The following is a 23112-nucleotide window of genomic DNA, read 5'->3' as shown; positions in this document are numbered from 1 at the left end:
GCGCGGGCCTCAGGCCGCCGCCATGGCCGCCGGTTCCGCCTCGTCCCGGTGGATCGGCGTGCCCGATCCGGTGAGCGGCAGGCCCGTGCCGCCCCGCCGGACAGCGACGATCTCCGCCGCGATGGACAGGGCGGTCTCCTCCGGCGTACGGGCTCCGAGGTCGAGCCCGATCGGCGAGTGCAGCCGGGCCAGCTCCCGCTCCCCCAGGCCCACTTCGCGCAGCCGCCGGTCACGGTCGTCGTGCGTGCGGCGTGAGCCCATCGCGCCGACGTACGCCACCGGCAGCCGCAGGGCCGTCTCCAGCAGAGGCACGTCGAACTTGGCGTCATGGGTGAGCACGCACAGCACGGTGCGCGCGTCGGTCGGCGTGCTCCGCAGATAGCGGTGCGGCCAGTCGACCACGACCTCGTCCGCCTCGGGGAAGCGGGCCGGGGTGGCGAAGACCGGCCGGGCGTCGCACAGGGTCACCCGGTAGCCCAGGAACTTCCCCGCGCGGACGAGCGCCGCCGCGAAGTCCACCGCGCCGAACACGATCATGCGCGGCGGCGGCACGCTCGACTCGACGAACAGGGTGAGGCCGCCGGGGCAGTGGGTCCCGTCCTCCGAGAGGCCGACCGTGCCGGTACGGCCCGCCTCCAGCAGGGCGCGCGCCTCGGCCGCCGCCGTGCGGTCCAGTCGCGGAGAGCCGCCCAGGGCGCCCTCGTACGAGCCGTCGGGGCGTACGAGCAGGGCCCGGCCCAGGTGGTCGGCCGGGCCCCGGACCACCCGGGCCAGGGCGGTCGCCCCGCCCCGGGCGGCGGACGCCAGCGCGGCGGCGGTCACCGCTCTGACGGGGGTCCGCGCGGTGACCGGGGTGACCAGGACCTCGACGGTCCCGCCGCAGGTCAGCCCGACCGCGAACGCGTCCTCGTCGCTGTAGCCGAACACCTCGGTCACCGTACGGCCGTCCCCCAGCGCCTGGAGGCAGAGGTCGTACACCGCTCCCTCCACGCAGCCGCCGGAGACCGACCCGATCACCGCGCCGTCGCTGTCGACGGCGAGTGCGGCGCCGGGGCCGCGCGGCGCGCTGCCGCCGACGGCCACGACGGTGGCCACCGCGAAGTCCCGGCCCTCCGCCACCCAGCGGTCCAGCTCCTCGGCGATGTCAAGCATCCGGCGCTCCGCCGGCGGCCCGCAGAACGCGGTTGGGCCGGATGGGCAGGGCCCGGTGGCGTACGCCGGTCGCGTGCCAGACCGCGTTGGCGACGGCGGCCGCGGCGCCCACGATGCCGATCTCACCGACGCCCTTGATACCCACCGGGTCCTCCGGGTCCGGGTCGTCCACCCAGTCGGCCTCGACGTCCGCCACGTCGGCGTTGGCCGCGAAGTGGTATCCGGCGAGGTCGGCGCCGACGTGGGCGCCCAGGTTGCCGTCGCGGACAGCCTCCTCGTGCAGGGCCATGGAGATGCCCCAGATCATGCCGCCGACGAGCTGGTTGCGCGCCGTGAGCGGGTTGACGATGCGGCCGGCCGCGAAGATGCCGAGCATGCGCCGCACGCGCACCTCGCCGGTCGTCACGTCCACGGCGACCTCGGCGAACTGCGCCCCGAAGGAGTGCCGTTCCCTGGGCGGCAGGGTGCCGATGGCGGCGGAGGTGTCCGAACGCGCCGTGATGCCCTCGGGCGGCACAGTGCCGCCCAGGGCGAGCTGTTCCCGCAGGTCGCGCGCGGCGATGTTGACCGCCCACGCCCAGGAGCGGGTGCCCATGGAGCCGCCCGCGATCATCGCCGGGCCGAAGTCGCTGTCGCCGATCCGCACCCGGACGCGGTCCGGCGTGGTGGCCAGGGCGTCGGCGGCGATCAGGGTGAGCGCGGTGCGTGCGCCGGTGCCGATGTCCGCGGCGGCGATCCGCACGGTGAAGCTGCCGTCGGCCTCGGCGGTCACGGCCGCCGTGGAGGGGGCGGCCCCGGCGCCGAAGGAGGCCGCCGCGGTACCGGTGCCGAGCAGCCAGCGTCCGTCCCGGCGCACCCCGGGGCGCGGATCGCGGTCGGCCCAGCCGAAGCGGCGGGCGCCCTCCCGGAAGCAGGCGACCAGATTGCGGCTGGCGAAGGGCAGTCCGGAGACGGGGCCCTTGTCGGGCTCGTTGCGCAGGCGCAGCTCGATCGGGTCGACGCCGCACTTCTCGGCGAGTTCGTCGAGCGCGGCCTCCAGCGCGTACGAGCCCGGCGCCTCGCCCGGTGCGCGCATCCACGTGGGGGTCGGCACGTCGAGGCGTACGACCCGGTTGGCGGTGTGGTGGGCGTCGGCGTCGTACATCACCCGGGCCACCCCGGCGCTCGGCTCGACGAACTCGTGCACCGTGGAGGTGGCGCTCAGCGAGTTGTGCTCCAGGGCGCGCAGTCGGCCGTCCGCGTCGGCGCCCAGCCTGACCCGCTGCACGGTGGGGCTGCGATAGCCCGCCAGCGTGAACATCTGGCGGCGCGTCATGACGAGGCGGACCGGGCGCCGCAGGACGGTCGCGGCCATGACCGCGCCCACCTGGTGCGCGCGGACGCCCTTGCTGCCGAAGCCGCCTCCGATGTGCTCGGATCGGACCCGTATCGACGAGGGGTCGAGCGAGAACATCTGGGCGAGCTCGTTCTGGACCCAGGTGGTGCCCTGGTTGGAGTCGACGAGTTCGAGCCGGCCGCCGTCCCACCGGGCGGTCGCCGCGTGCGGCTCCATCGAGTTGTGGTGTTCCTCCGGAGTGGTGTACTCGGCGTCCAGGACGACGGCGGACGCGGCGAGCTGGGCCTCCAGGTCACCCTTCCCCGTCACCGCCGGCATGTGGCCCTCCGCCTCGTAGGCGTCCGGATGGTCCCCGGCGAAGGCCACATCGTGCGGCTCCTGTTCGTACTGCACGACCAGCGCCTCCGCCGCCTCCCTGGCCTGTTCGGACGTCTCGGCGACGACCAGGGCCACCGGCCAGCCCGCGTGCGGTACGCGGTCGTGCTGGAAGAGGGCGGCGGTCGGGTCCGGGCGGCCCAGCATGCCGACGTAGTCGGACTTCACGTGGGGGGCGTTGCCGTGGTGCAGGACGGTGAGGACCCCGGGCATGCTCAGGACGGAACCGTCCTCCACAGCGCGGATCCGGCCGCGGGCGACGGTGGAGAGCACCAGCCAGCCGTGGGCGAGCCCGTCGAAGGGGATCTCGCCCGCGTAGCGGGCGGCTCCGGTGACCTTGTCCCGGCCCTCCACCCGGGTGTGGGCGGTGCCGATGGAGCGATGCGCGGTCGGGGCCTCGGTGGTGGTGGTCATCGGGCGGCCTCCTCGGTGAGTTCGCTGAGCACGGCGACCACGAGGTTGCGCGTCAGGGTCACCTTGTACGCGTTGCCGGGCAGCGGCCGGGCGGCGGCCAGTTCGGCGTCCGCGGCGGCGGCGAAGGTCACGGCGTCGGCCGGCGCGCCGGTGAGCACGCGTTCGGCGGCGGTGGCGCGCCAGGGCCGGGACGCGACCGCCCCGAGGGCCAGGCGCGCCTCCCGTACGACGCCGTCCCGGACGTCGAGCGCGGCGGCGACCGAGCCGATGGCGAACGCGTAACTGGCGCGCTCGCGCACCTTTCGGTAGCGCGAGTGCGCGGCGACGGGGGCCGGCGGCAGGGTCACACCGGTGATCAGCGCCCCCGGCGGCAGGGCGGTCTCCCGGTGCGGGGTGTCGCCCACGGGCAGGTAGAGCCCGCCGATCGGCGTCTCGCCGGGTCCGTCGGCCGTCTCGTAGGAGACGACAGCGTCGAAGGCGGTCAGAGCCACGCCCAGGTCCGAGGGGTGCACGGCCACGCAGTGCTCGGAGGCGCCCAGGACGGCGTGGTTGTGGTGCTCGCCGCTGACGGCGGGGCAACCGCTGCCGGGGACACGCTTGTTGCACGGCTTGGTGATGTCGGTGAAGTAGCCGCAGCGGGTGCGCTGGAGCAGGTTGCCGCCGACCGTGGCCATGTTGCGCAGCTGCCCGGAGGCACCGGCGAGCACGGCCTGTGTCAGCGCCGGGTAGCGGCGCCGGACCTCGGGGTGGGCGGCGAGATCGCTGTTGGTGACGGTCGCGCCGACGCGCAGCCCGCCGTCCGGCGTGGGCTCGATTGCGTCCAGGGGCAGTTCGCGGATGTCGACGAGGCGGCCGGGCCGCTCCACGCCGGTCTTCATGAGGTCGACGAGGTTGGTGCCGCCGCCGACGAACCGGGCGTCCGGATCGGCGTCGAGCAGTGCGACCGCGCCGGCGACGTCGTGCGCGCGCTGGTAACCGAACTCCCTCATGCGGCGGTCTCCTCACCGGTCGCGGCGGGCGCGTCGGCCTCGGCGGCGCGGGCGACCGCCCGGACGATCGACACGTACGCGCCGCAACGGCACAGGTTGCCGCTCATCCGCTCGCGGATCTCCTCGGGAGTCAGCGGTGGCGGCCCGGCCTCGGGGCGGACATCGCCGGTGACGGCGCTCGGCCAGCCCGCGGCGTGCTCCTCGATCACGGCGATGGCCGAACAGATCTGGCCCGGCGTGCAGTAGCCGCACTGGTAGCCGTCCAGGTCGAGGAACGCCTGCTGCACGGGGTGCAGCCGGTCGCCGACGGCGACCCCTTCTATGGTGGTGATCTCACGGCCCTCGGCCGCCACCGCGAGCTGTAAGCAGGAGACGGCCCGGCGGCCGTCGATCAGTACCGTGCAGGCACCGCACTGTCCCTGGTCGCAGCCCTTCTTGGTGCCGGTCAGGTCGAGGCGCTCGCGCAGCGCGTCGAGCAGGGTGGTGCGGTGGTCGACGGAGAGCGCGTGCTTCTCGCCGTTGATGTTCAGCGTGACGGCACTGTGCGTCGATGTGGGGGGCGGAGCCACGATCAGCCTTCTTTCGCCTATCCGGGGCGCGTCGGCAGGAGGTCCGGCGCGTGTGAACCTGGGCGGGGTGGCGCTGTACGGGGCGGTGCCGGCTTGTCATGATGCGGACATGGAGGAAGGACTCCCGCCGGAGCGGTCGTCACCAGCCCGGATCACGTCCGTCCATGGACCGGAGCCAAGCGGACATCTGTCCGTTACTGTGAAAACGTAGCGGACAGTTGTCCGCTCAGCAAGGCCGGGTTTACGGAACCGGGCTCACGAGGAGGACGAGTGCAGCAGAAGAAGGACCCGCCTCTGCGCTCCGACGCGCAGCGCAACCGCGAGCGCATCCTGGAAGTGGCCCTGACAGAACTGACGCGTTGCGCGGAGGTCCCGTTGAGCCTGATCGCCAAGAAGGCGTGCGTCGGGCAGGGCACGTTCTACCGCAACTTCCCCAACCGCGAGTCCCTGGTCCTGGAGATCTACCGCCACGAGATGCAGCAGGTCGCCGACTCCGCGGCCCAACTGCTCCAGTCCCAGGAGCCGGACCGTGCCCTCCGGGAGTGGATGGACCACCTCGCCCGGTTCGCCATGGCCAAGGCCGGCCTCGCGGACGCCATCCGCCAGGCCACCAGCGCCCCGGGCAGCCCGGGGAAACCGGCCCCCACCCCCGTGGCCGACGCGGCTGAGGCGCTGCTGCGGGCCGGCGAGGAAGCCGGCACCATCCGCCCGGGAGTGACCGGCGAGGACTTCATCCTGCTCATCGCCGGCCTCTGGATGATCGATCCGGGTGGCGAGTGGCGGCCGCAGGTCACCCGGCTCCTGGACCTCGTCATGGCCGGCCTGCGGACGGGGAGCGCAGGCCCTCCCGTCGGGATCCTGCCAGAACAAACGATCTCCGATCGCCCATGACCACCGAGAACATCGCATTCATCTAGGCTCAGGCAGCGTGAAGGACGAGAAGGATCAGAAGGACGCCAAGGCCCCCGCCACGCCCAAGAGCGAGCAGACCCGCACGCTCATCCTGGAGACCGCGCTACGGCTCTTCCGGGAGCGCGGTTACGACAGGACGACCATGCGGGCCATCGCCCAGGAGGCCGAGGTCTCCGTAGGGAACGCGTACTACTACTTCTCCTCCAAGGAACATCTCGTCCAGGGCTTCTACGACCGGATCGCCACCGAGCACCGCGTGGCGGTCCGGCCCGTGCTCGACCGGGAGACCGGTCTGGAGGCGCGCCTCGGCGGGGTGCTGACGGCCTGGCTGGAAATCGCGGAGCCGTACCACGAGTTCGCCGCCCAGTTCTTCAAGAACGCCGCCGACCCGGACAGCCCGCTGAGCCCCTTCTCGCCCGAGTCGGAGCCGACCCGGGAGGCGGCCATCTCCGTGCACCGGGAGGTGCTGGCCGGCTCCACCACCAAGGTCGACGCCGAACTGGCGCCCTCGCTGCCGGAGTTGATGTGGCTGGCCCAGATGGGCCTGGTCCTGTACTGGGTGTACGACCGCTCGGAGGGCAGCGAGCGCACCCACCGCCTCGCCCTGCGCGGCGCCCGGCTGGTCGCGCGCAGCGCCGCGCTCTCCCGCTTCCGGGTGCTCAGGCCGCTCGTACGCGAGGTCCACGAGCTGTTCACGGACTTCCTGCCGGGCATGGCCCAGGTGGCCGCCGCCCGCCAGGAGAACGGCGGCGGCAGGAGAGGGAAGAAGGGCTGAGGACAACGGCGCACGGCGGACGGGACGGCGGACGGCGGACGGTCAGAGCCGGCCCAGCCGCCACAGCCGCCAGATGCCCGTACCGTCCGAGAGGTACTCCGAGCCCGTCACGTCCTCGCTGCTCAGGACGTAGTCCTTCTTCTGCCAGAGCGGCACGATCGGCACGTCCTCGGCCACCGTGCGTTGCAGGGACTTGAAGTCCTGCGCGGCGCGCCCCCGGTCGGCGTACCGCTGCGTGGAGCGGATCAGTTCGTCGACCCGGTCGTCCGTGTAGCCGTTGTGCAGGATCGAGCCGCCCCCGATCAGGGGCTGGATGAAGTTGTCGGGGTCGGGGAAGTCCGGCACCCAGCCGATGGTGTACGCGTCGAACTCGCCCTTGGAGTAGCCCTTCTGGAACTCCGTCCACTCCTTCTCGACGACCTTCACCTTGAAGAGTCCGGTCGCTTCGAGCTGGCGGCGCAGCTCGGCCGCCTCCGGCTCCGCCGCGCCGCCCTGCGCGTATCCGAGGGTGAAGCTGACCGGCGTCCTGAGGTCCGCGTCGTCCTCCAGGAGGGCGCGGGCGCGGGCGGTGTCCGGCTCCGGGTAGGCGTCGAAGAACGGGGTGCTGTGGGAGGTGATGCCCTGCGGGATCAGCGAGTAGAGCGGTTCGACCGTCGAGTCGTACACACCGGAGACGATCCGGGGCCGGTCGACCACAGTGGCGATCGCCCGTCGCACCGCCTGGTCCGCCATCGGTGACCCGGCCCGCGTGTTGAGGACGAGGTTGCGGATGGCCGCGCTGTCCGACTCGGTGACGCGTACGCCGTCCGCGCCGCCGTCCAGTGCGGCGATGGCCGACGGCGGGAGCTGACGGTGGGTGACCTCGACCGTACGGGCCTTCCAGGCGTCGGCGAGCGCGTCGGAGGTCTTGAAGTACTCGATGTCCACCGGGCCGCCGGTCGCCTCGATCGCGCCCCGGTAGGCGGGGTTGGGCTCCAGGTGGGCGGAGGAGCCCGGCAGGTACTGGTCCAGGAGGTACGGTCCCGAGCCGCCGACCTTGTCTCCGACGAGGAGCGCGTCCGCCGGGTACTGCGTACGGTCGACGATCGCACCGGCCCCGGTGGCCACCTTGAGCGGGAACGTCGCGTCGCCCGAGCGGAGCTGGAAGGTGACGGTCCGCCCGTCCGCCACCACCGACTTGAGCGTGGCGAAGAGGGGCGCGGGTCCGGCGTCCGCCTTGATGGCCAGGACGCGGTCGAAGGAGTACTTGACGTCCTCGGCGGTCATCGTCGCACCGCTGGGGAAGCGGATGTCGTCCCGCAACTCGCAACGGTAGGTGGTGAGTTCCGTGCCGGTGAAGCCGCAGGAGCGGGCCGCGTCCGGTACGGGGGTGATCGAGGCGGGTTTGAACGTGAGCAGCGACTGGTAGATGTTGCTGAACAGCGCCCAGGAGCCCGCGTCGTACGCGCCCGCAGGATCGAGCGATGAGACGACGTCCGTCGTGCCGACGGTGATCGGTTTCTCCTCCGCCCGGTTGGACGGCAGGAGCTGCCAGCCGCCCACTCCCGCGACCACCAGAACCAGACATGTGATGAGTATCCGCACACGGACCGACCGCATCGCTGTGCCCCTCTATCACGCCCACCCCTGACCGTGATGGCGCTCACCCAACCACAAAGGTCTCCACCTGTGGAAGAGAAAAAGGCGCTCTCCCCGGCAACAGTCACGTTAAGCCGGGAACACTCGCGAGTAGGGAGCGGAAGAGGCGCCCGCGGGGGCCGTTTCCAGGGCCGTGCCCGGGGTCACGCCTGGCGCGAGGCCAGCTCCACGACGGTGATGTCGGAGGGCGCGCCGACCCGTACGGGAGGGCCCCAGGCGCCCGCGCCGCGCGATACGTAGAGCTGGGTGTCCTGGTACCGCTCCAGGCCGGCGACGGTGGGGTTGGCGAAGCCCGCGAGGAGGCTGCCGGGCCAGAGCTGGCCGCCGTGGGTGTGGCCGGAGAGCTGGAGGTCGACGCCGTGGCGCACGGCGTCGTGGATGACGACGGGCTGGTGCGCGAGGAGTACGGAGGCCCTGGCCGGGTCGCGGTCCCCGAGCGCCTTCACGAAGTCGGGGCCCTCGCCCTCGCTCTCGCCCGCGATGTCGTTGACCCCGGCGAGATCGAATCCGGCGATCTCGACGCGCTCGTTCTCCAGGGGCCGCAGCCCCAGCTCGCGTACGTGGTCGACCCATTCGGCGGCGCCGGAGAAGTACTCGTGGTTCCCGGTCACGAAGAAGGAGCCGTGCGGCGCCTCCAGACCGGCGAGGGGTTCGGCGGCCGGGCCCAGGTTCTGGACGGTGCCGTCGACCAGGTCACCGACGACGGCGATGAGATCGGGCCGCGTGGAGTTGATCGTACGGACGATGCGCCGGGTGTGGGCGCTGCCCAGGATCGGGCCGAGGTGGATGTCGCTGACGACGGCGATACGGAAGCCGTGGGCGGCGCGCGGCAGCTTGGCCAGGGGGACGGTGACGCGCTTGACGGAAGGGCCGCGCAGGACGCCGTAGGTGCCGTATCCGACCGTGGCGAGCGCGGCGGTGGCGGCGGCGCCGCCGACGGCCCGGGAGACGAAGAGACGGCGGGAGGGGCCGGAGGGCGTGGCGGGCGAGGCGGAGGGGGCGGAGGGCGGTGCGGTCGGCGCCGCCGCCGTCCCGGCCTTCGTCTCGGATTCCTTCGCGGTCCCGGTCCCGGTCTTGGTCCCGGTCTTGGTCCCGGTCTTCGTCCCGATCCCGGACTCGGTCTTGGTCCCGGTCCCGGACTCGGATTCCTTCGCGGTCCCGGTCCCGGTCCCGGTCCCTATCTCGGTCTTCGTCGCCGTGCCCGCCGCCGTCCCTGACTTCGCCTCTGTCTCCGCCTCCGCCTTCGCCTTCGCAGCCGCCCCGGTCTTCGCCGCGGCGCTCGCTTCCGTGGCGGCCACGTCCCGTGGCCCCGTCGGAGTAGTCGGCTCCGGTGTCTTTCCCGTCGCGTCCCGGCGTGCCAGGAAGCGCCGCAGCGCCGGGCGTACGGCCTCGGCCACCCCCAGTGCCAGCACCAGGTACAGCAGCGTCGCCAGCCACAGGAACCCCGGCCAGGCCAGGACCTGCTGGAGCAGGAAGGGCGCACCGGAACGGCTCGAACTCAGAGCGCCGACGGAGAGAACAGGCAGCAGAATGATCGCAACCGTTCCCAGCCTGCGGGCGGTCCCGGGCGCCGATGTCGTGTCGCGCACCAGGCGCCGCCACACGTACCAGTGCGCCGCGACCAGCAACGAGACGACCGCGAGCACTGCCAGAACGACCACGACAACCACGAAGAACGCTCCCCCTAAGCCTGTTGTTCAGGCTGTTCGCGCCGGAGTGCGCGGACGCCACGGAACCCGATCACGCCGATCGCCGTCCCCAGAAGAAAGGACACGACGGCGAGCGTCAGGTGCACCCAGAAGTATCCCGTGGGGGCACCGGCGTCGTCGAAGGCGAGTCCGCTGCCGTCCTGCCAGAGATTTTTCACGAAAGTGATCCAGATGAACCAGCTCCAGACCCCGAACACGAGCAGGAACCACGACACGGGGCGGCTGAGCTTCATGGATTCAGTATCGCCGTCGCCCTCGGGGCGGCGGCAGCGGGGTCCAGGAGATCCGCCGGTGTCCTCATCCATGGCCGATGCATGTACGTTCTCGGTCGTGCCCGCTCTGAAAAAGACCGCTGTGACGGTCCTCGCCGCCGCTCTGCTGCCCCTGATAGCCGCTCTGCCCGCCGCCGCGGCGCCCGGGACACCCGAGGCGCCCACGGCCTCCGCCGACAGCGGGGCCGACGCGCCCGGCAGGAAGCAGCCCCAGCCGCCCGCCTCGATGTCCACGGTCGGCGGGACGCTGCTCGGCAGGGCGGGTACGCAGGTGAACCTCGGCGCGGGCGTGCCGGTGCTGCCGAAGAAGCTGAGCGGCCGGTCCTGGATCGTCGCGGACGCCGAGTCCGGTGACGTACTGGCCTCGCACAACGCGCACTGGCGGCTGCCGCCCGCCTCCACGCTCAAGATGCTCTTCGCGGACACGCTGCTGCCGAAGCTGCCCGCGACGGAGGAGTACAAGGTCACCAACACCGACCTCGCGGGCGTGGGCGCCGGCAGCAGTCTGGTCGGGGTGAAGGAGGACCTCACGTACTCCGTCCACGATCTGTGGCTGGGTGTCTTCCTGCGCTCCGGCAACGACGCGGTCCACGTGCTCTCCTCGATGAACGGCGGGGTGGAGAAGACGGTCGTGGAGATGCAGGCGCAGGCCGACGAGTTGCAGGCGCTGGACACGCATGTGGTCACGCCCGACGGCTACGACGAGAAGGGCCAGGTCTCCAGCGCGTACGACCTCACGCTGATCGCCCGCTCCGGACTCCAGAAGAAGGAGTTCCGGGAGTACAGCTCGACGCAGTCGGCCAAGTTCCCCGGCGAGTTCTCCAAGCCGAAGAAGGGCGAGAAGGAGGAGGGCTTCAAGCCCGTACGGGAGAACTTCGAGATCCAGAACACCAACAGGCTGCTGACCGGCGCCAACGGGGTGGCCCAGTACCGGGGCATCGCCGGGGTGAAGAACGGCAGCACCACGCACGCCGGGAACACCTTCACCGGGGTCGCCGAGCGCGACGGCAAGAAGCTGCTGGTCACGGTCATGAACCCGTCGTCCACCGAGGCCCACGCGGTCTACCAGGAGACGGCGCGGCTGCTGGACTGGGGCTTCGCGGCGAGCGGCAAGGTGAAGCCGGTGGGGGTGCTGGTGGCGCCGAAGTCCGCCCGTACGAGCGCGTCCCCGGATCCCACCCAGGTGGGCTCGAACACCGATGGCCACGCCTCCACCGTGGCGGCGGCGAACGGCGGCGGTACGGGCGGGGCGGGGGTCGCGCTCGGCATCACGGGCGGGGCGCTGGTCCTGCTGGCGGGTACGGGGTACCTGGTCAACCGGCGCTGGCCGCTGCCCGACCTGGTCCGGCGCCGTCCGCGCGCGTAGCACCGCCGTACGCCGCGACGTCGCCGCCCGCGTCGTCCCCGTCGGCCCCGTCCCCCTCCCCGCCGGACCCGTCCCCGCCGTCCTCGCCGTCCCCGTCATGGGCCTCCTCCCGCTTGCTCCGCGTCGCCGTCCAGGCGGCGCAGAACAGCAGCAGCTTCGCCGTGAAGTTGATCCAGAGCAGCAGCGCCACCGGCACCCCGAACGCGCCGTACATGCTCTTCGTCGCCACGCTCCTCATGTAGCCGCCGAGCAGCAGTTTCAGCAGTTCGAAGCCGACGGCGCCGATCAGCGCGGCGACGACGAGCCGGCGGCGGGGCGGGTGGACGCGGGGCAGCAGCGTCAGGACGTACAGGAGCAGCAGGAAGTCGGCCAGGACCGCCACCACGAGGGCGGCAGTCTGGAGCAGTACGCCGCCCGCCCCGCCCTCGGGGATGCCGAGCTTGTCGGCGCTCCAGCCGACGGCCGTCGAGCCGAATCCCGACGCGGCCAGCGAGGCGAGCCCGACCGCGCCGAGGCCCAGCAGCACCACACCGTCCTTGCCCTTGAGCAGGAAGGGGTTGCCGTCCTGCGGGTCCTCCAGCTCCCAGACGGCCCGCAGGCACTCCCGCATCGAGCCGATCCAGCCGATACCGGTGAGGAGCAGCAGCGCGCCGGCCACCAGCCCGACCGTGCCCGCGTTGGCGACGAGGGCGTTGAGGTCGAGCTGCTGCGAGATGCCGGGGACCTGCTTCGCGATGCTTTCCTGGAGCCGGTCGAGCTGCCCCTGGCTGAGCAGCACGGCGCCGATCGCCGCGCCCACGGTGATCAGCGGGAAGAGCGCGAGAAAGCTGATGAAGGTGATGGCGGCGGCGAGCCGTGCCCAGTGGACCCGGTCGAGCCTCTCGTACGAGCGCCAGGCGTGGGTCCGCATCAGGCGCGCCACGACCGGACCGATGACGGGGAGGTTTTTCAGCCAGTCCATGAGGAGGTCCCTACCCCCATTCATACGAGTATCCCTGCGGGCATCGCGACAAGAGCGCGCAAGAGTGAGATATGGGGCGATCCTGGCGATACGGTCGCGTGCATGCGCTCACCGATGAAGGACGCCTCCGGCACCTCGCCCGTCTCCGGTATCCCGCGGTCCCTGCTCGTCCTCGGCGGCACGTCGGAGATCGGTCTGGCCACCGCGCGCCGGCTGATCGTCCGCGGCACCCGTACGGTCTGGCTGGCGGGCCGCTCCTCCCCCGCGCTGGACACCGCCGCGGCGGGGCTACGGGCCCTGGGCGGCGTGGAGGTCCGTACCGTCGCGTTCGACGCTCTGGACCCCGGCGCGCACGCGGAGACGCTGGGGAAGGCCTTCGCGGAGGGCCCGGTCGACCTGGTGCTGCTGGCCTTCGGGGTGCTGGGCGACCAGGCACGGGACGAGGCGGATCCCCCGGCGGCGGCGCGGGTGGCGCAGACGAACTACACGGGCGGCGTCTCGGCCGGACTGGTCTGCGCGGCGGCCCTCCAGGCGCAGGGGCACGGCGCGCTGGTGGTGCTCTCGTCGGTGGCCGCGGAGCGGGCCCGGCGCGCCGACTTCATCTACGGGTCGAGCAAGGCGGGCCTGGACGCGTTCACGCAGGGGCTCGGGGACGCTATGCGGGGCACGGGGGTACGGGTCATGGTCGTACGGCCCGGCTTCGTACGGCCGTGGGCGCCGGCACGGCGCGGGCAGCTCCCGCCGGCCGGGGCGCAGGCGCCGACGGCCCTGACGATGGCAACGACGCCCGGGGAGGTGGCCGTGGCCGTCGAGGCGGGGCTGCGGCGGGGCGCGGAGACGGTGTGGGTGCCGGGGGCGCTGCGGGTGCTGGCCACGGCGCTGCGGGTGCTGCCGCGCGCACTCTTCCGCAGGCTGCCCATCTGAGTCCCGGAGGGGGCCGGAGCCCCGGCGACCCTCACCGGTCCTACGGGTCTTACGGGTCTACGGGCTCAGGGACGCCGGGCGGTCGGCGGGGGTGGACTGGGAGGGCACCGGCGATGTCTCCGTACCGCCGCCGAAGGCGTACTCCTGCACCTTGCGCCAGACGCCGTCCGCGCCCTGTTCGTACAGCGCGAAGGAGGTGCAGCTCCACTCCGCCCCGTACTCCGACAGCTCCTCGTACGCGCGGTCCATCGCCTCTTCCTCGATGCCGTGCGCGACGGTCACATGCGGGTGGTACGGGAACTGCAGCTCGCGCACGAGCGGCCCCGAGGAGTCCCTGACCCTCTTCTGGAGCCAGGCGCAGGCCGACGCGCCCTCGACGACCTGGAGGAAGACGACCGGGGAGAGGGGGCGGAACGTACCGGTGCCGGAGAGCCGCATGGGGAAGGGCCGGCCCGCCGACGCGACGGCGGCGAGATGCGCCTCGATCGCGGGCAGTGCCGACGCGTCCACCTCGGTGGGCGGCAGCAGCGTGACATGCGTGGGGATGGCGTGCGCGGCGGCGTCACCGAAGCCCGCACGCCGCTCCTGGATCAGAGTGCCGTAGGGCTCCGGGACCGCGATCGAAACGCCGAGCGTTACGGTCCCCACGTCGTTCTCCTCAGTCTCTGTGTCGGTCTGTCTCTGTCGGCCGGTCTGTCTCTGTCGGCCGGTCTGTTTCCGTTGGCCGGTCTGCTGCTGTACGCCGGTCCGTCCCTGCCGGCCGGCCCGGCCGGTGATGGATCCTGCTCACGTCCACCGCCCGCCAGTGTGACGGTCGCACCGCCGTACTGGCCAGCGCTCGCCGGACCGGGGGCCGGCGTCCATACATGGCGTAACCGTCCGGCGTACCCGCGTCACGCGGATTCGTCCGTACGGCCGGTCCGCCGGCGCCCCCGTTCCGGCACCTGGCTCAGTGTTTCGCGGGCAGGAAGCCGACTCTCGCGTACGCCTGGGCCAGCGTCTCCGCGGCGACCGTACGCGCCTTCTCCGCGCCTTCGGCCAGGATGGCGTCCAACGTCTCGGGGTCGTCCAGATATTCCTGTGTACGGGCCCGGAAGGGTGTGACGAATTCGACCATCGCCTCCGCCAGATCCGTCTTCAGCGCGCCGTACCCCTTGCCCTCGTAGCGCTTCTCCAGATCCGCGACGGACGTGTCCGTGAGGGTGGAGTAGATCGTGAGCAGATTGCTCACGCCGGGCTTGGCCGCCGCGTCGAAGCGGATCTCCGTGCCGGTGTCCGTGACGGCGCTCTTGATCTTCTTCGCCGTCGTCCTCGGCTCGTCGAGCAGGTTGATCAGCCCCTTCGGCGTGGACGCCGACTTGCTCATCTTGATCGCGGGGTCCTGGAGGTCGTAGATCTTGGCGACCTCCTTGACGATGTGCGGCGCCGGGACCGTGAACGTCGGTCCGAAGCGGGAGTTGAAACGCTCGGCGAGGTCGCGGGTCAGCTCGATGTGCTGGCGCTGGTCCTCACCGACCGGGACGGCGTCGGCCTGGTAGAGCAGGATGTCCGCGACCTGGAGGATCGGGTACGTGAAGAGGCCGACCGTGGCGCGGTCCGTGCCCTCCTTGGTCGACTTGTCCTTGAACTGCGTCATCCGGGACGCCTCGCCGAAGCCCGTGATGCAGTTCATGACCCAGGCGAGCTGGGCGTGCTCGGGAACATGGCTCTGGACGAAGAGCGTGCAGCGCTGCGGGTCGAGCCCGGCGGCCAGAAGCTGGGCGACGGCCAGCCGCGTATTGGCGCGCAGCGCGACGGGGTCCTGCGGAACGGTGATCGCGTGCAGGTCCACGACCATGTAGAACGCGTCATGGGACTCCTGCAGCGCCACGTACTGACGCACCGCACCGAGGTAGTTCCCGAGGTGGAACGAGCCTGCGGTGGGCTGGATTCCGGAGAGGGCACTCAAACGAGGGGACGGCACGGAGTGCCCCGTTTGAGGGTGGTGCTGGGCGACGGGCGGGCGATCAGAGGCCATGTTCAGCATTGTCTCAGGTGGGACCGACAGCTCGAAACGGATCTCCGGAGGGGGCCGGGAGGGGCCGGGAGGACGCCCGTAGGACGGCCGGAGGAGAGCCCGTAAGGAGGACGGCGGGTAGGCCGGGTGGGCGGAGGCCGGAACGGGGAACCTGTTCAATCGGGCGCCACTACGGGCAAGCTTTCATCGTCCGGACTGCGTGCGACGAAAGAAAGTGGGGCTGTGCGCCCCGCCGGCGCAGCAGAGCGTGCCAGCTTGCCCTGACCGATCGGAGAGTCCCGTGTCGACAACGGAGAGCGCCATCGCCTCGGCGGAGGCCCACAGTGCGCACAACTACCATCCGCTGCCCGTCGTCGTCGCCTCGGCGGACGGCGCGTGGATGACGGATGTCGAGGGACGGCGCTTCCTCGACATGCTCGCCGGATACTCGGCACTCAATTTCGGCCATGGCAACCGGCGGCTCATCGAGGCCGCGAAGGCCCAGTTGGAGAAGGTGACGCTGACGTCCCGGGCGTTCCACCACGACCGGTTCGCGGAGTTCTGCACGGAGCTGGCCGACCTGTGCGGCATGGAGATGGTCCTGCCGATGAACACCGGGGCGGAGGCGGTGGAGACGGCGGTGAAGACCGCCAGGAAGTGGGGGTACCGCGTCAAGGGCGTGCCCGACGGCATGGCGAAGATCGTCGTGGCGGGCAACAACTTCCACGGCCGTACGACGACGATCATCAGCTTCTCCACGGACGCGGAGGCCCGCGCGGACTTCGGTCCGTACACCCCGGGGTTCGAGATCGTGCCGTACGGCGACCTCACTGCCATGGAGAAGGCGCTGACCGACAACACGGTGGCCGTACTGCTGGAGCCGATCCAGGGCGAGGCCGGGGTGCTGGTCCCGCCGCCGGGCTATCTCGCCGGGGTGCGCGAGCTGACCCGGGCGCGGAACGTGCTCTTCATCGCGGACGAGATCCAGTCGGGGCTGGGCAGGACGGGCGCGACCTTCGCCTGCGAGCACGAGAACGTGGTGCCGGACATGTACGTGCTCGGCAAGGCGCTCGGCGGCGGGGTGGTCCCGGTGTCGGCGGTGGTCTCCTCGGCGGCGGTGCTGGGGGTGCACAGGCCCGGTGAGCACGGGTCGACGTTCGGCGGGAACCCCCTCGCCTGCGCGGTGGCGCTGGAGGTCATCGCGATGCTGCGGACCGGTGAGTTCCAGCAGCGTGCGGCGGAGCTGGGCGACCATCTCCACCGGGAGCTGGGGCTGCTGACGGCCGGCGGGGCGGTGACGGCGGTACGCGGCCGGGGGCTGTGGGCCGGGGTGGACATCGATCCGTCGCACGGGACGGGCCGGGAGATCTCGGAGCGGCTGATGGACCGGGGCGTCCTGGTGAAGGACACGCACGGCTCCACGATCCGGATCGCCCCGCCACTGGTGATCAGCAAGGAGGACCTGGACTGGGGGCTCGACCAGGTGCGGGCGGTGCTCGCGGAGTAGGCGGTACGTCGGTACGGCGTACGCCCGGACGGGCATACGGGCATACGGGCATACGGGGCGCTGTCCCCGTACGCCCCGGAGCGGGATCAGTGCGCTGCGGCCCGGGGGTCGGGGTGGTCGGAAACCCTGGGCCGGGGCCGTGGCCGCGCCTGGTCTCCGGCCTGCTCCTGGGCCGGGATCCGCGGCTGTGCCGCCGGGGCCTGCGCCGGAGGCCGGGCCCCGGCCTCCTGTTCCGCTCTCCAGCGGCGGTTGTTCCGCTCCCGCCGGGTCTTCGCCCCCTTCAGGCTGATCTCGCCGGCCGCGACCTTCCGCCGCATCAGCGCGGCGAACAGGGACGGCTCCACCGCGGGTGCGGCGGGCCCGCGCTCGTCCTGGACGTACGGCTCGAAGACGCCGCTCGCCAGACAGCGCATCACATGGGCCTTGAGCGCCCCCCGCCGCTGCGAGTTGTTCGCCCACTCCGGGTCGAGCGAGCGGCTGCCCGCCGGCGTGCCGAACGGCTCCATCTGCCGGCGGATCCATCCGTACTCACGCGGGTGACGGCGCGCCAGTTCCGCGCGTACCTCCACCTCCACCGCGTACCACGGGGCGCGCAGGCGCTCCTGGCGGGCGCGGCAGTCCTCGGTGAGCCGGCGGACGATCCGCGCCAGCTCGGTCAGCCGGTAGTGCAACGCCACGTAGAAGCGGCGGCTGTTGAGCAGGGTGTAGACCTCCTGGCCGGTCAGGCCCGAGACGTCCCCCAGGTCGCCGAGGACGGTCGTGGAGTCGGCGCGCGCCCGAGGCACCAGTTCCGTCAGCAGGTCGTGGACGGCCGCCTCCCAGCGGCGCAGCAGCAGGGGGTGCCGTAACGCCGTACTGCGTTCCTCCTGCTCCTTGGCGTCATTGGCGACCACGAGCCGGAACGCCTGCTCGGGGGCGGCCATGAGGCGGGCCACGTCCGCCGTGACCATCGGGTCGATCAGCTTGCTGCGGCAGGCGATCTCGATGCCGTGCAGCGCGTTGCGCGCGGGTTCCTGGTACGGGGCGCTCTCGGGGATGCCGCGCTCCGCGGACAGCTCCCGGCGCACCGCGTCCGCCTCGTCGCCGTACGCCCCACGCAGCCAGGACCGGGCGGTGAAGACGGCGTCGCACATGTTCCGCCACTCGCGGCCGGCGCGCTGGTTCTCGTCCTGGTACGCGCGCCGCACCCGCCGTGCCTCCACCAGACGGGCCTGGACCTGCTCCAGCCGGCGCTGGTTCGCGCGCAGCCGCTCGTCGCCCCGGTACCTGAGCCGCTCGCAGGCGATCTGCAGCTCGCCGGCCGCGAAGGTCAGCGCGTCCAGCCAGTCGTGGTGCATCTCCGGTGAGCGCAGCCACGCGGAGGTGGTGTCCCGGGTCTTTCTCAGGAACGCGTCCGCGAGGGCGGCGCGGACGAAGACCTCGAAACTCGCGGCGCTCGCGTCGGCGACTTCCTGCGTGGGGCGGGAGGCGCAGTCCCCGACGGAGAGCAGCTCCGCGCGGGGACCGGGGACCAGTGACTTGCGCATGCCGGGACGGTACGGGGCACGGCCCCCGGGCGCGTCGGGATCCGCGAAAAGAGAACCCGATCCGGTGAACAGGGTCCGCCTCGGGTCAAGTTGGCGGGATGAGGTGGGGCAGGAAGCGCGCGTACCCGTCCGTGATCAGGCCCGCCGACTCGCGGATGCCGAGCCCGGCCGCCTCGTCCCCGACCACCCACGCGCCGAGGACGACGTGGTTGCCGTCGAAGGCGGGCAGCGGGGCGAGTTCCTGGTAGCAGCAGGCCTCGTCCCGTATCACCGGCGGCCGGCCGGGCTCGTGGATCGTGACCCCGGCGCCCTCGCGGCCCAGCAGCGGCTTGGCGACGTAGCCGCGGGTGGCGGCGAGTTCGCGGGGCCCGTCGAGGTGGGCGGCGAGGAGGTGGGGGTGGCCGGGGTTCAGCTCCCAGAGGATCGCGAGGAGCGCCTTGTTGGAGAGGAGCATCTTCCAGGCGGGTTCGATCCAGCAGGTGGCGCCCGTACCGCCGCCGTTGTCGAGGGTGTCCAGGACGTGCGGGCCGAACCGGTCGGTGGCCAGCCACTCCCAGGGGTAGAGCTTGAAGCAGGTACGGATGTACCGCAGCCGGTCGTCGACGAAGCGGCCGGAGAGCCGGTCCCAGCCGATCTCCTCGACGGAGAGCGCCTCGGTGGCCAGACCGGCCTGCGCGGCGGTTTCCCGCAGGTAGGCGACGGTCATCAGGTCCTCGCCCAGTTCGTCGCCGTCGGAGTGCGCGAAGTGCACGGGGCCCGGCGGCAGCAGGGCGGCCTGCCGCCGCCAGGCGTCGACGAGGCGTTCGTGGAGGGAGTTCCACTGGTCGGCGCCGGGGAAACGGTCCTCCATCCAGAACCACTGGGCGCTCGCGGCCTCGACCAGCGAGGTGGGTGTGTCGGCGTTGTACTCCAGCATCTTCGCCGGTCCTGTGCCGTCGTAGTGCAGGTCGAACCGCCCGTACAGGGAGGGCAGCTCGGCGCGGCGCCGCCAGGACTCGGAGATCAGCCCGGCCAGCCGCGGGTCGGTGATGCCCAGGTCGGCGAAGCGGTCGTGCGCGACGATGTGCGCGGCGGCGTCCAGGCAGAGGGCGTGCAGCTCCTCGACGACCTCTTCGAGGGCCTCCACCTCGGGCAGGGTGAAGGTGTAGTAGGCGCTCTCGTCCCAGTACGGGCGCAGCGAGCCGTCCGGGTGGCGGGTGAGCGGGTAGACGACGCCCTGTTCCTCGACGGTCCGCTGCCAGTCGGGGCGCGGGGCGATGGTGTGACGTTTCATCAGCCGCCGCCGGATCCCGAGCTGGAGCAGCCGAGGCCGCCGCGGTCGACGGCCGACTTGTTGAAGCTGCCGCCGTCGACCTTGCCCTTGCTGCTGGAGCCGCCGTAGTAGTGCGAACCGCTGCCGCCGCTCTTGCACTGGGAGCTGGGCAGGGTCTCCTTGGTCGTACGGTCGGCGCACCGCTTGTCGGGCTCCGAGCCGCAGGACGTGAGCGCGAGCGCGAGTACCCCCATGGACCCGAGCACGACCGTGCTCGACCTCAGCTTCCGTTGCCGTGCGGTCATGTGCCGCACCTCCCCCGTGGTGTTCGATTCCAGCCAAGTGGCCGCCCGAACACAGTAGATGGCCGGTTCGTCGGACTGTAAGGACGGTGCACCGTTTCCCGCTGTGGAGTGCCGCCTCAGGCCCTAGAGTCGCTTTGTGCTTCTTGGGATGATCTGCGCGCTGGGCTCGGCGGTCTGTTACGGCACCGCCTCCGTACTCCAGGCCGTCGCCGCGCGCGCCGCCGAGCCCGGGACGGGGTCGGGGGTCGACCCCGCGCTGCTGCTGCGGGCGCTGCGGCAGTGGCGGTACGCGGCCGGTCTCGCCCTGGACGGGCTCGGCTTCGTCCTCCAGATCGTCGCCCTGCGCGCACTGCCGATCTACGCGGTGGGCGCGGCGCTCGCCGCGAGCCTGGCGGTGACGGCGGTGGTCGCGGCGCGGGTCCTGCACGTACGCCTCAGCTCCACGGAGTGGGCCGCGGTGGCCGTGGTCTGCGGCGGTCTCGCGATGCTGGGGCTCGCCTCGGGCGCGGAGGGCCACCGTACGGGCTCGGCCGCCCTGCGCTGGTCCCTGCTGGCCGTCGCGCTGGCGATCCCCCTGGCGGGCGCCGCCGCGGGCCGCCTCCCTGACCGGGCGCGGGCCCTGACGCTCGGACTGGGCTCGGGGTTCGGCTTCGGGGTGGTGGAGGTGGCGGTCCGCCTGATCGACCCGGCCGCCCCCCTCGACCCCGCGAACCCCGCCCTTTGGGCACTGCTCCTGGGCGGCGGCGCCGCGTTCCTGCTGCTCACCTCCGCCCTGCAACGCGGCTCGGTCACCACGGCGACAGCGGGCCTGGTCCTCGGCGAGACGATCGGCCCGGCCCTGGTGGGGGTCGCCTGGCTCGGCGACCGCACACGGGGAGGGCTGGAGTGGCTGGCGATCACGGGCTTCGCGGTCGCGGTGGCGGGGGCGCTGACCCTGGCCCGCTTCGGCGAACCACCGGCACCGGCCGGGGAGGGCGGCGAGGGCGGCGAGGGCGGCGAGGCTTGGCGAGTGGACGCCAGAGAGTAATCAAAGCATTGCGCAGAGCGATCACCGTGCGCAACGATGTCTCCGTACCTCCCCCACGACGCGGGCGATTGGAGACCACCATGGGCAGTCACAACAAGCCGGAACCTGACCCCTCTCAGGGGAAGCCTCCGCCGGGAAACTCCGACAGCAAAGTGCCCGACCCCTCACCCCCCAATGGCAAGCGCAGGAAGTAGCCGTGGAAATCCTGGAGCCCGTGGACCTCGACGGATACCGGCAGCGGCTCGCGGCCGACATGGCGTCCCGCGGCTGCTGGCCGGAGGATTCCCCCTGGGTCCGCGCGGCCGTCGACGCCGTGCCCCGGGACCTGTTCGCGCCGGACCGGGTCTGGGTGTGGGGCGGCGAGGAGTACGCGCGGGTGGACCGCGACACCGAGCCCCGGGCTTGGGCGGACGCCGTGTACGCGGGGTTGTACGACTCCACGGTCATCCAGGTCACCGACGGCCTGCCCACGTCCAGCCTGTCCTGTGTCTCGGTCGTGGCCGACATGCTCGACTCGCTGATGCCCGAGCCGGGCCACCGGGTGCTCGAACTCGGCACGGGGGCGGGGTGGAACGCCGCCCTGCTCGGCATGCGCGCGGGCACCGGGCGGGTCGCCAGTGTGGAGTTCGACGCCGAGCTGGCGTACGCCGCGCAGGAGCGGATCAAGAATGTGGGCGCCGAGGTGTCCGTACGGGTGGGTGACGGGGCGCTCGGGCTGCGGGAGGGGGCGCCGTACGACCGGCTGATCGCGACCTACGCGGTGGAGGAGGTGCCCTGGGCCTGGGTGGAGCAGACCCGCCCCGGCGGCCGGATCGTCACCCCATGGGGCCGGCTCGGGCACGTCGCACTCACGGTGGCCGAGGACGGCCGGTCCGCCTCCGGCTGGATACAGGGTCTGGGGATGTTCATGCCCAGCCGGTACGCGGCCGGTCAGGGCCGGGCCTTCCACGAGATCCGCGACGCGGTCCCGCAGGAGACCGGATCCCCCTTCCCCAAGGACCCGCGAGGGCTCGCGGACGGGAATCTGCTCTTCGCCCTGCGGGTGCTGTTGCCCGAGGTCCGGATCACCACGGAGACCGGCGAGGCCGACAGGACCGGCCCGACAGCCCGGCTGCATGACGGCGGTTCGTCCTGGGCGACCCTCGCCGGGACGGCTGCCGGGACGGCGATTGCCCGGCAGGGCGGGCCCCAGAGGCTGGCCGATGACGTCGTGCGGGCGTGGCGGAAGTGGGAGAGCGCGGGTGCGCCGTCGCTCTACGACTTCGGCATGACCCGTACGCCGGACGCGCAGTACATCTGGAGCGGAGACCGGCGCACGGGCACCCGCTGGGACCCGATCTGGCCCTGACCCGCCGCGCGGGGGTGGGGAGGCGCTGTTCTACTCTGCCCGGCAGGAACGCGCACAGGGGGAGCCAGCATGGGGGATCAGCCGCTCGTACACCGGCCGGGGCTGCCGGGGGATCTGCCGGCGCCGGAGTTGCTCTGGGCCCGGTGGGCGGCGGTCGCCGTGGTGACCGCTCGGGACGAGGCGTCGATGGGGCGGTATCCGACCGGCTGCTGGATCGACGCGGGCGGGCTGCATCTCGACGACTGCGGGAGCACCTGGTGGACGCTGCGGCGGTACGACGGCGGGCGCGCCGTGCTGTACGGCGAGGACGAGTCGAGCGACGTCAAGTGGCACAAACCCGCCGTCGACATGCTCGCGGGCGCCCCGGAGTGGCTTCCGTACGCCACCCTCCGGGATCTCCTCGAAGGGTACGAACTGGGCTGCGTGTACTGGTACGAGAACGGCGCCTGGGCCCGCGCGCCGTACCCGGACGATCTGCGGGACGACGGGCTCGACTGCGGGATCCGGCGCTTCCTCGACCCCGTGGACGTGCTGGACACGCTGGGCGACCATCTCGACGCGGACGTCGACGGAGCGGCGGCGCGGACCCTGCTGGACCACGCGGAACGGTCCACCGTGACCCCCGAGGTGCTGGACACCTTCCTGGCCACCACCGAGGCGGACACGGGCTCGGGTCCCGCCCGGCTCAGGGCCCTGCGCCGGGCGGGACTCGACGGTTCCGGCGCCTTCCCGGTGCCGGAACCGTCGGAGGTGTGAGCC

21 protein-coding genes are annotated in these 23112 nt (G+C 72.3%); 8 read left to right on the top strand and 13 right to left on the bottom strand.

Translation table 11 applies throughout. The features are described from left to right. Window positions 1–9: 9 nt before the first annotated feature. The 4 genes from ACFXPL_RS18660 to ACFXPL_RS18645 are packed head-to-tail and all read right to left on the bottom strand — an operon-like array spanning window position 10 to window position 4835. On the bottom strand, window positions 10–1152 hold the full coding sequence (locus tag ACFXPL_RS18660; protein ID WP_384920129.1) for an XdhC family protein: 1143 nt from the start codon (window positions 1150–1152) through the stop codon (window positions 10–12). Further along, window positions 1145–3277, bottom strand: coding sequence for a xanthine dehydrogenase family protein molybdopterin-binding subunit (locus ACFXPL_RS18655; RefSeq protein WP_384920126.1), 2133 nt, complete (start codon window positions 3275–3277; stop codon window positions 1145–1147). Before ACFXPL_RS18655 ends, ACFXPL_RS18660 begins: the two co-directional genes overlap by 8 nt. Then, a complete protein-coding gene (locus tag ACFXPL_RS18650; protein WP_384920123.1) occupies window positions 3274–4266 on the bottom strand; it encodes an FAD binding domain-containing protein in 993 nt (330 codons plus the stop codon). Before ACFXPL_RS18650 ends, ACFXPL_RS18655 begins: the two co-directional genes overlap by 4 nt. Then, window positions 4263–4835 carry a 2Fe-2S iron-sulfur cluster-binding protein gene (locus tag ACFXPL_RS18645; protein ID WP_384920120.1) on the bottom strand — a complete coding sequence of 191 codons (573 nt, stop codon included), beginning with the start codon at window positions 4833–4835 and terminating at the stop codon, window positions 4263–4265. Before ACFXPL_RS18645 ends, ACFXPL_RS18650 begins: the two co-directional genes overlap by 4 nt. 270 nt (window positions 4836–5105) lie before the next feature. On the opposite strand from ACFXPL_RS18645, the gene ACFXPL_RS18640 reads away from it, so the two are divergent. Together ACFXPL_RS18640 and ACFXPL_RS18635 are read left to right on the top strand one after the other, a co-directional pair. Continuing rightward, the gene (locus tag ACFXPL_RS18640; RefSeq protein ID WP_384920117.1) at window positions 5106–5726 is read left to right on the top strand and encodes a TetR/AcrR family transcriptional regulator; all 621 of its coding nucleotides are present in this window, start codon (window positions 5106–5108) and stop codon (window positions 5724–5726) included. Window positions 5727–5763: 37 nt separating this feature from the next. Further along, complete coding sequence (locus tag ACFXPL_RS18635) at window positions 5764–6522, top strand: TetR/AcrR family transcriptional regulator (RefSeq protein WP_384920113.1); 759 nt, start codon at window positions 5764–5766, stop codon at window positions 6520–6522. Between the two features lie 42 nt (window positions 6523–6564). Here ACFXPL_RS18635 and ACFXPL_RS18630 read toward each other — a convergent pair whose 3' ends face one another. The 3 genes from ACFXPL_RS18630 to ACFXPL_RS18620 form a co-directional block, all read right to left on the bottom strand. Then, window positions 6565–8121 carry an ABC transporter substrate-binding protein gene (locus tag ACFXPL_RS18630; protein WP_384920110.1) on the bottom strand — a complete coding sequence of 519 codons (1557 nt, stop codon included), beginning with the start codon at window positions 8119–8121 and terminating at the stop codon, window positions 6565–6567. A gap of 182 nt (window positions 8122–8303) precedes the next feature. Further along, window positions 8304–9830, bottom strand: coding sequence for a metallophosphoesterase (locus ACFXPL_RS18625; RefSeq protein ID WP_384920107.1), 1527 nt, complete (start codon window positions 9828–9830; stop codon window positions 8304–8306). A gap of 14 nt (window positions 9831–9844) precedes the next feature. Next, window positions 9845–10102 carry an SCO4848 family membrane protein gene (locus ACFXPL_RS18620; protein ID WP_384920104.1) on the bottom strand — a complete coding sequence of 86 codons (258 nt, stop codon included), beginning with the start codon at window positions 10100–10102 and terminating at the stop codon, window positions 9845–9847. A gap of 97 nt (window positions 10103–10199) precedes the next feature. Here ACFXPL_RS18620 and ACFXPL_RS18615 point away from each other — a divergent pair, with 97 nt between their 5' ends. Next, window positions 10200–11507: a D-alanyl-D-alanine carboxypeptidase family protein gene (locus ACFXPL_RS18615; RefSeq protein ID WP_384920101.1), complete on the top strand. Its 1308-nt coding sequence runs from the start codon at window positions 10200–10202 to the stop codon at window positions 11505–11507. On the opposite strand, the gene ACFXPL_RS18610 is transcribed toward ACFXPL_RS18615, so the two are convergent. Beyond that, the gene (locus ACFXPL_RS18610; protein ID WP_384920098.1) at window positions 11455–12468 is read right to left on the bottom strand and encodes a YihY/virulence factor BrkB family protein; all 1014 of its coding nucleotides are present in this window, start codon (window positions 12466–12468) and stop codon (window positions 11455–11457) included. The two genes, ACFXPL_RS18615 and ACFXPL_RS18610, sit on opposite strands and share 53 nt — an antisense overlap. 114 nt (window positions 12469–12582) lie before the next feature. Between ACFXPL_RS18610 and ACFXPL_RS18605 the strand changes: the two genes are divergently transcribed. Further along, on the top strand, window positions 12583–13392 hold the full coding sequence (locus ACFXPL_RS18605; protein WP_384920301.1) for an SDR family NAD(P)-dependent oxidoreductase: 810 nt from the start codon (window positions 12583–12585) through the stop codon (window positions 13390–13392). A gap of 57 nt (window positions 13393–13449) precedes the next feature. On the opposite strand, the gene ACFXPL_RS18600 is transcribed toward ACFXPL_RS18605, so the two are convergent. Both ACFXPL_RS18600 and trpS read right to left on the bottom strand, forming a co-directional pair. Continuing rightward, window positions 13450–14040: a 2'-5' RNA ligase family protein gene (locus ACFXPL_RS18600; RefSeq protein ID WP_384920095.1), complete on the bottom strand. Its 591-nt coding sequence runs from the start codon at window positions 14038–14040 to the stop codon at window positions 13450–13452. 301 nt (window positions 14041–14341) lie between these two features. Then, the gene (gene trpS, locus ACFXPL_RS18595) at window positions 14342–15409 is read right to left on the bottom strand and encodes a tryptophan--tRNA ligase (protein ID WP_384920093.1); all 1068 of its coding nucleotides are present in this window, start codon (window positions 15407–15409) and stop codon (window positions 14342–14344) included. A gap of 280 nt (window positions 15410–15689) precedes the next feature. Between trpS and rocD the strand changes: the two genes are divergently transcribed. Next, on the top strand, window positions 15690–16895 hold the full coding sequence (gene rocD, locus ACFXPL_RS18590; RefSeq protein ID WP_384920089.1) for an ornithine--oxo-acid transaminase: 1206 nt from the start codon (window positions 15690–15692) through the stop codon (window positions 16893–16895). An 86-nt stretch (window positions 16896–16981) separates the two neighbouring features. On the opposite strand, the gene ACFXPL_RS18585 is transcribed toward rocD, so the two are convergent. The 3 genes from ACFXPL_RS18585 to ACFXPL_RS18575 form a co-directional block, all read right to left on the bottom strand. Beyond that, window positions 16982–18421 (bottom strand): hypothetical protein, encoded by a 1440-nt coding sequence (locus ACFXPL_RS18585; protein WP_384920086.1) that lies wholly within the window; start codon window positions 18419–18421, stop codon window positions 16982–16984. Between the two features lie 85 nt (window positions 18422–18506). Beyond that, a complete protein-coding gene (locus ACFXPL_RS18580) occupies window positions 18507–19694 on the bottom strand; it encodes a glutathionylspermidine synthase family protein (RefSeq protein ID WP_384920083.1) in 1188 nt (395 codons plus the stop codon). Next, complete coding sequence (locus ACFXPL_RS18575; protein ID WP_384920080.1) at window positions 19694–19978, bottom strand: hypothetical protein; 285 nt, start codon at window positions 19976–19978, stop codon at window positions 19694–19696. Before ACFXPL_RS18575 ends, ACFXPL_RS18580 begins: the two co-directional genes overlap by 1 nt. A gap of 148 nt (window positions 19979–20126) precedes the next feature. Here ACFXPL_RS18575 and ACFXPL_RS18570 point away from each other — a divergent pair, with 148 nt between their 5' ends. The 3 genes from ACFXPL_RS18570 to ACFXPL_RS18560 all read left to right on the top strand — a co-directional run bounded on the left by ACFXPL_RS18570 (window position 20127) and on the right by ACFXPL_RS18560 (window position 23109). Beyond that, the gene (locus tag ACFXPL_RS18570) at window positions 20127–21005 is read left to right on the top strand and encodes a hypothetical protein (protein WP_384920298.1); all 879 of its coding nucleotides are present in this window, start codon (window positions 20127–20129) and stop codon (window positions 21003–21005) included. A gap of 196 nt (window positions 21006–21201) precedes the next feature. After that, window positions 21202–22353, top strand: a complete 1152-nt coding sequence (locus ACFXPL_RS18565) for a protein-L-isoaspartate O-methyltransferase (RefSeq protein ID WP_384920077.1) — start codon at window positions 21202–21204, stop codon at window positions 22351–22353. A gap of 69 nt (window positions 22354–22422) precedes the next feature. Further along, window positions 22423–23109: a hypothetical protein gene (locus ACFXPL_RS18560; RefSeq protein ID WP_384920074.1), complete on the top strand. Its 687-nt coding sequence runs from the start codon at window positions 22423–22425 to the stop codon at window positions 23107–23109. Window positions 23110–23112: the final 3 nt, after the last annotated feature.

The sequence above is a fragment of the Streptomyces sp. NPDC059092 genome (assembly GCF_042756365.1).
Taxonomy (GTDB): Bacteria; Actinomycetota; Actinomycetes; order Streptomycetales; family Streptomycetaceae; genus Streptomyces.
The sequence above is the reverse complement of the archived record's forward strand: the minus strand, read 5'-3'. Positions and strand labels throughout refer to the sequence as shown.

Excerpts from the sequence above, each read along its gene's own strand:
- ACFXPL_RS18660 (WP_384920129.1), bottom strand. The coding sequence starts at position 1,152 with ATGCTTGACATCGCCGAGGAGCTGGACCGCTGGGTGGCGGAGGGCCGG.
- ACFXPL_RS18655 (WP_384920126.1), bottom strand. The coding sequence starts at position 3,277 with ATGACCACCACCACCGAGGCCCCGACCGCGCATCGCTCCATCGGCACC.
- ACFXPL_RS18650 (WP_384920123.1), bottom strand. The coding sequence starts at position 4,266 with ATGAGGGAGTTCGGTTACCAGCGCGCGCACGACGTCGCCGGCGCGGTC.
- ACFXPL_RS18630 (WP_384920110.1), bottom strand. The coding sequence starts at position 8,121 with ATGCGGTCGGTCCGTGTGCGGATACTCATCACATGTCTGGTTCTGGTG.
- ACFXPL_RS18620 (WP_384920104.1), bottom strand. The coding sequence starts at position 10,102 with ATGAAGCTCAGCCGCCCCGTGTCGTGGTTCCTGCTCGTGTTCGGGGTC.
- ACFXPL_RS18610 (WP_384920098.1), bottom strand. The coding sequence starts at position 12,468 with ATGGACTGGCTGAAAAACCTCCCCGTCATCGGTCCGGTCGTGGCGCGC.
- ACFXPL_RS18605 (WP_384920301.1), top strand. The coding sequence starts at position 12,583 with ATGAAGGACGCCTCCGGCACCTCGCCCGTCTCCGGTATCCCGCGGTCC.
- trpS (WP_384920093.1), bottom strand. The coding sequence starts at position 15,409 with ATGGCCTCTGATCGCCCGCCCGTCGCCCAGCACCACCCTCAAACGGGG.
- ACFXPL_RS18585 (WP_384920086.1), bottom strand. The coding sequence starts at position 18,421 with ATGCGCAAGTCACTGGTCCCCGGTCCCCGCGCGGAGCTGCTCTCCGTC.
- ACFXPL_RS18580 (WP_384920083.1), bottom strand. The coding sequence starts at position 19,694 with ATGAAACGTCACACCATCGCCCCGCGCCCCGACTGGCAGCGGACCGTC.
- ACFXPL_RS18575 (WP_384920080.1), bottom strand. The coding sequence starts at position 19,978 with ATGACCGCACGGCAACGGAAGCTGAGGTCGAGCACGGTCGTGCTCGGG.
- ACFXPL_RS18570 (WP_384920298.1), top strand. The coding sequence starts at position 20,127 with ATGATCTGCGCGCTGGGCTCGGCGGTCTGTTACGGCACCGCCTCCGTA.
- ACFXPL_RS18560 (WP_384920074.1), top strand. The coding sequence starts at position 22,423 with ATGGGGGATCAGCCGCTCGTACACCGGCCGGGGCTGCCGGGGGATCTG.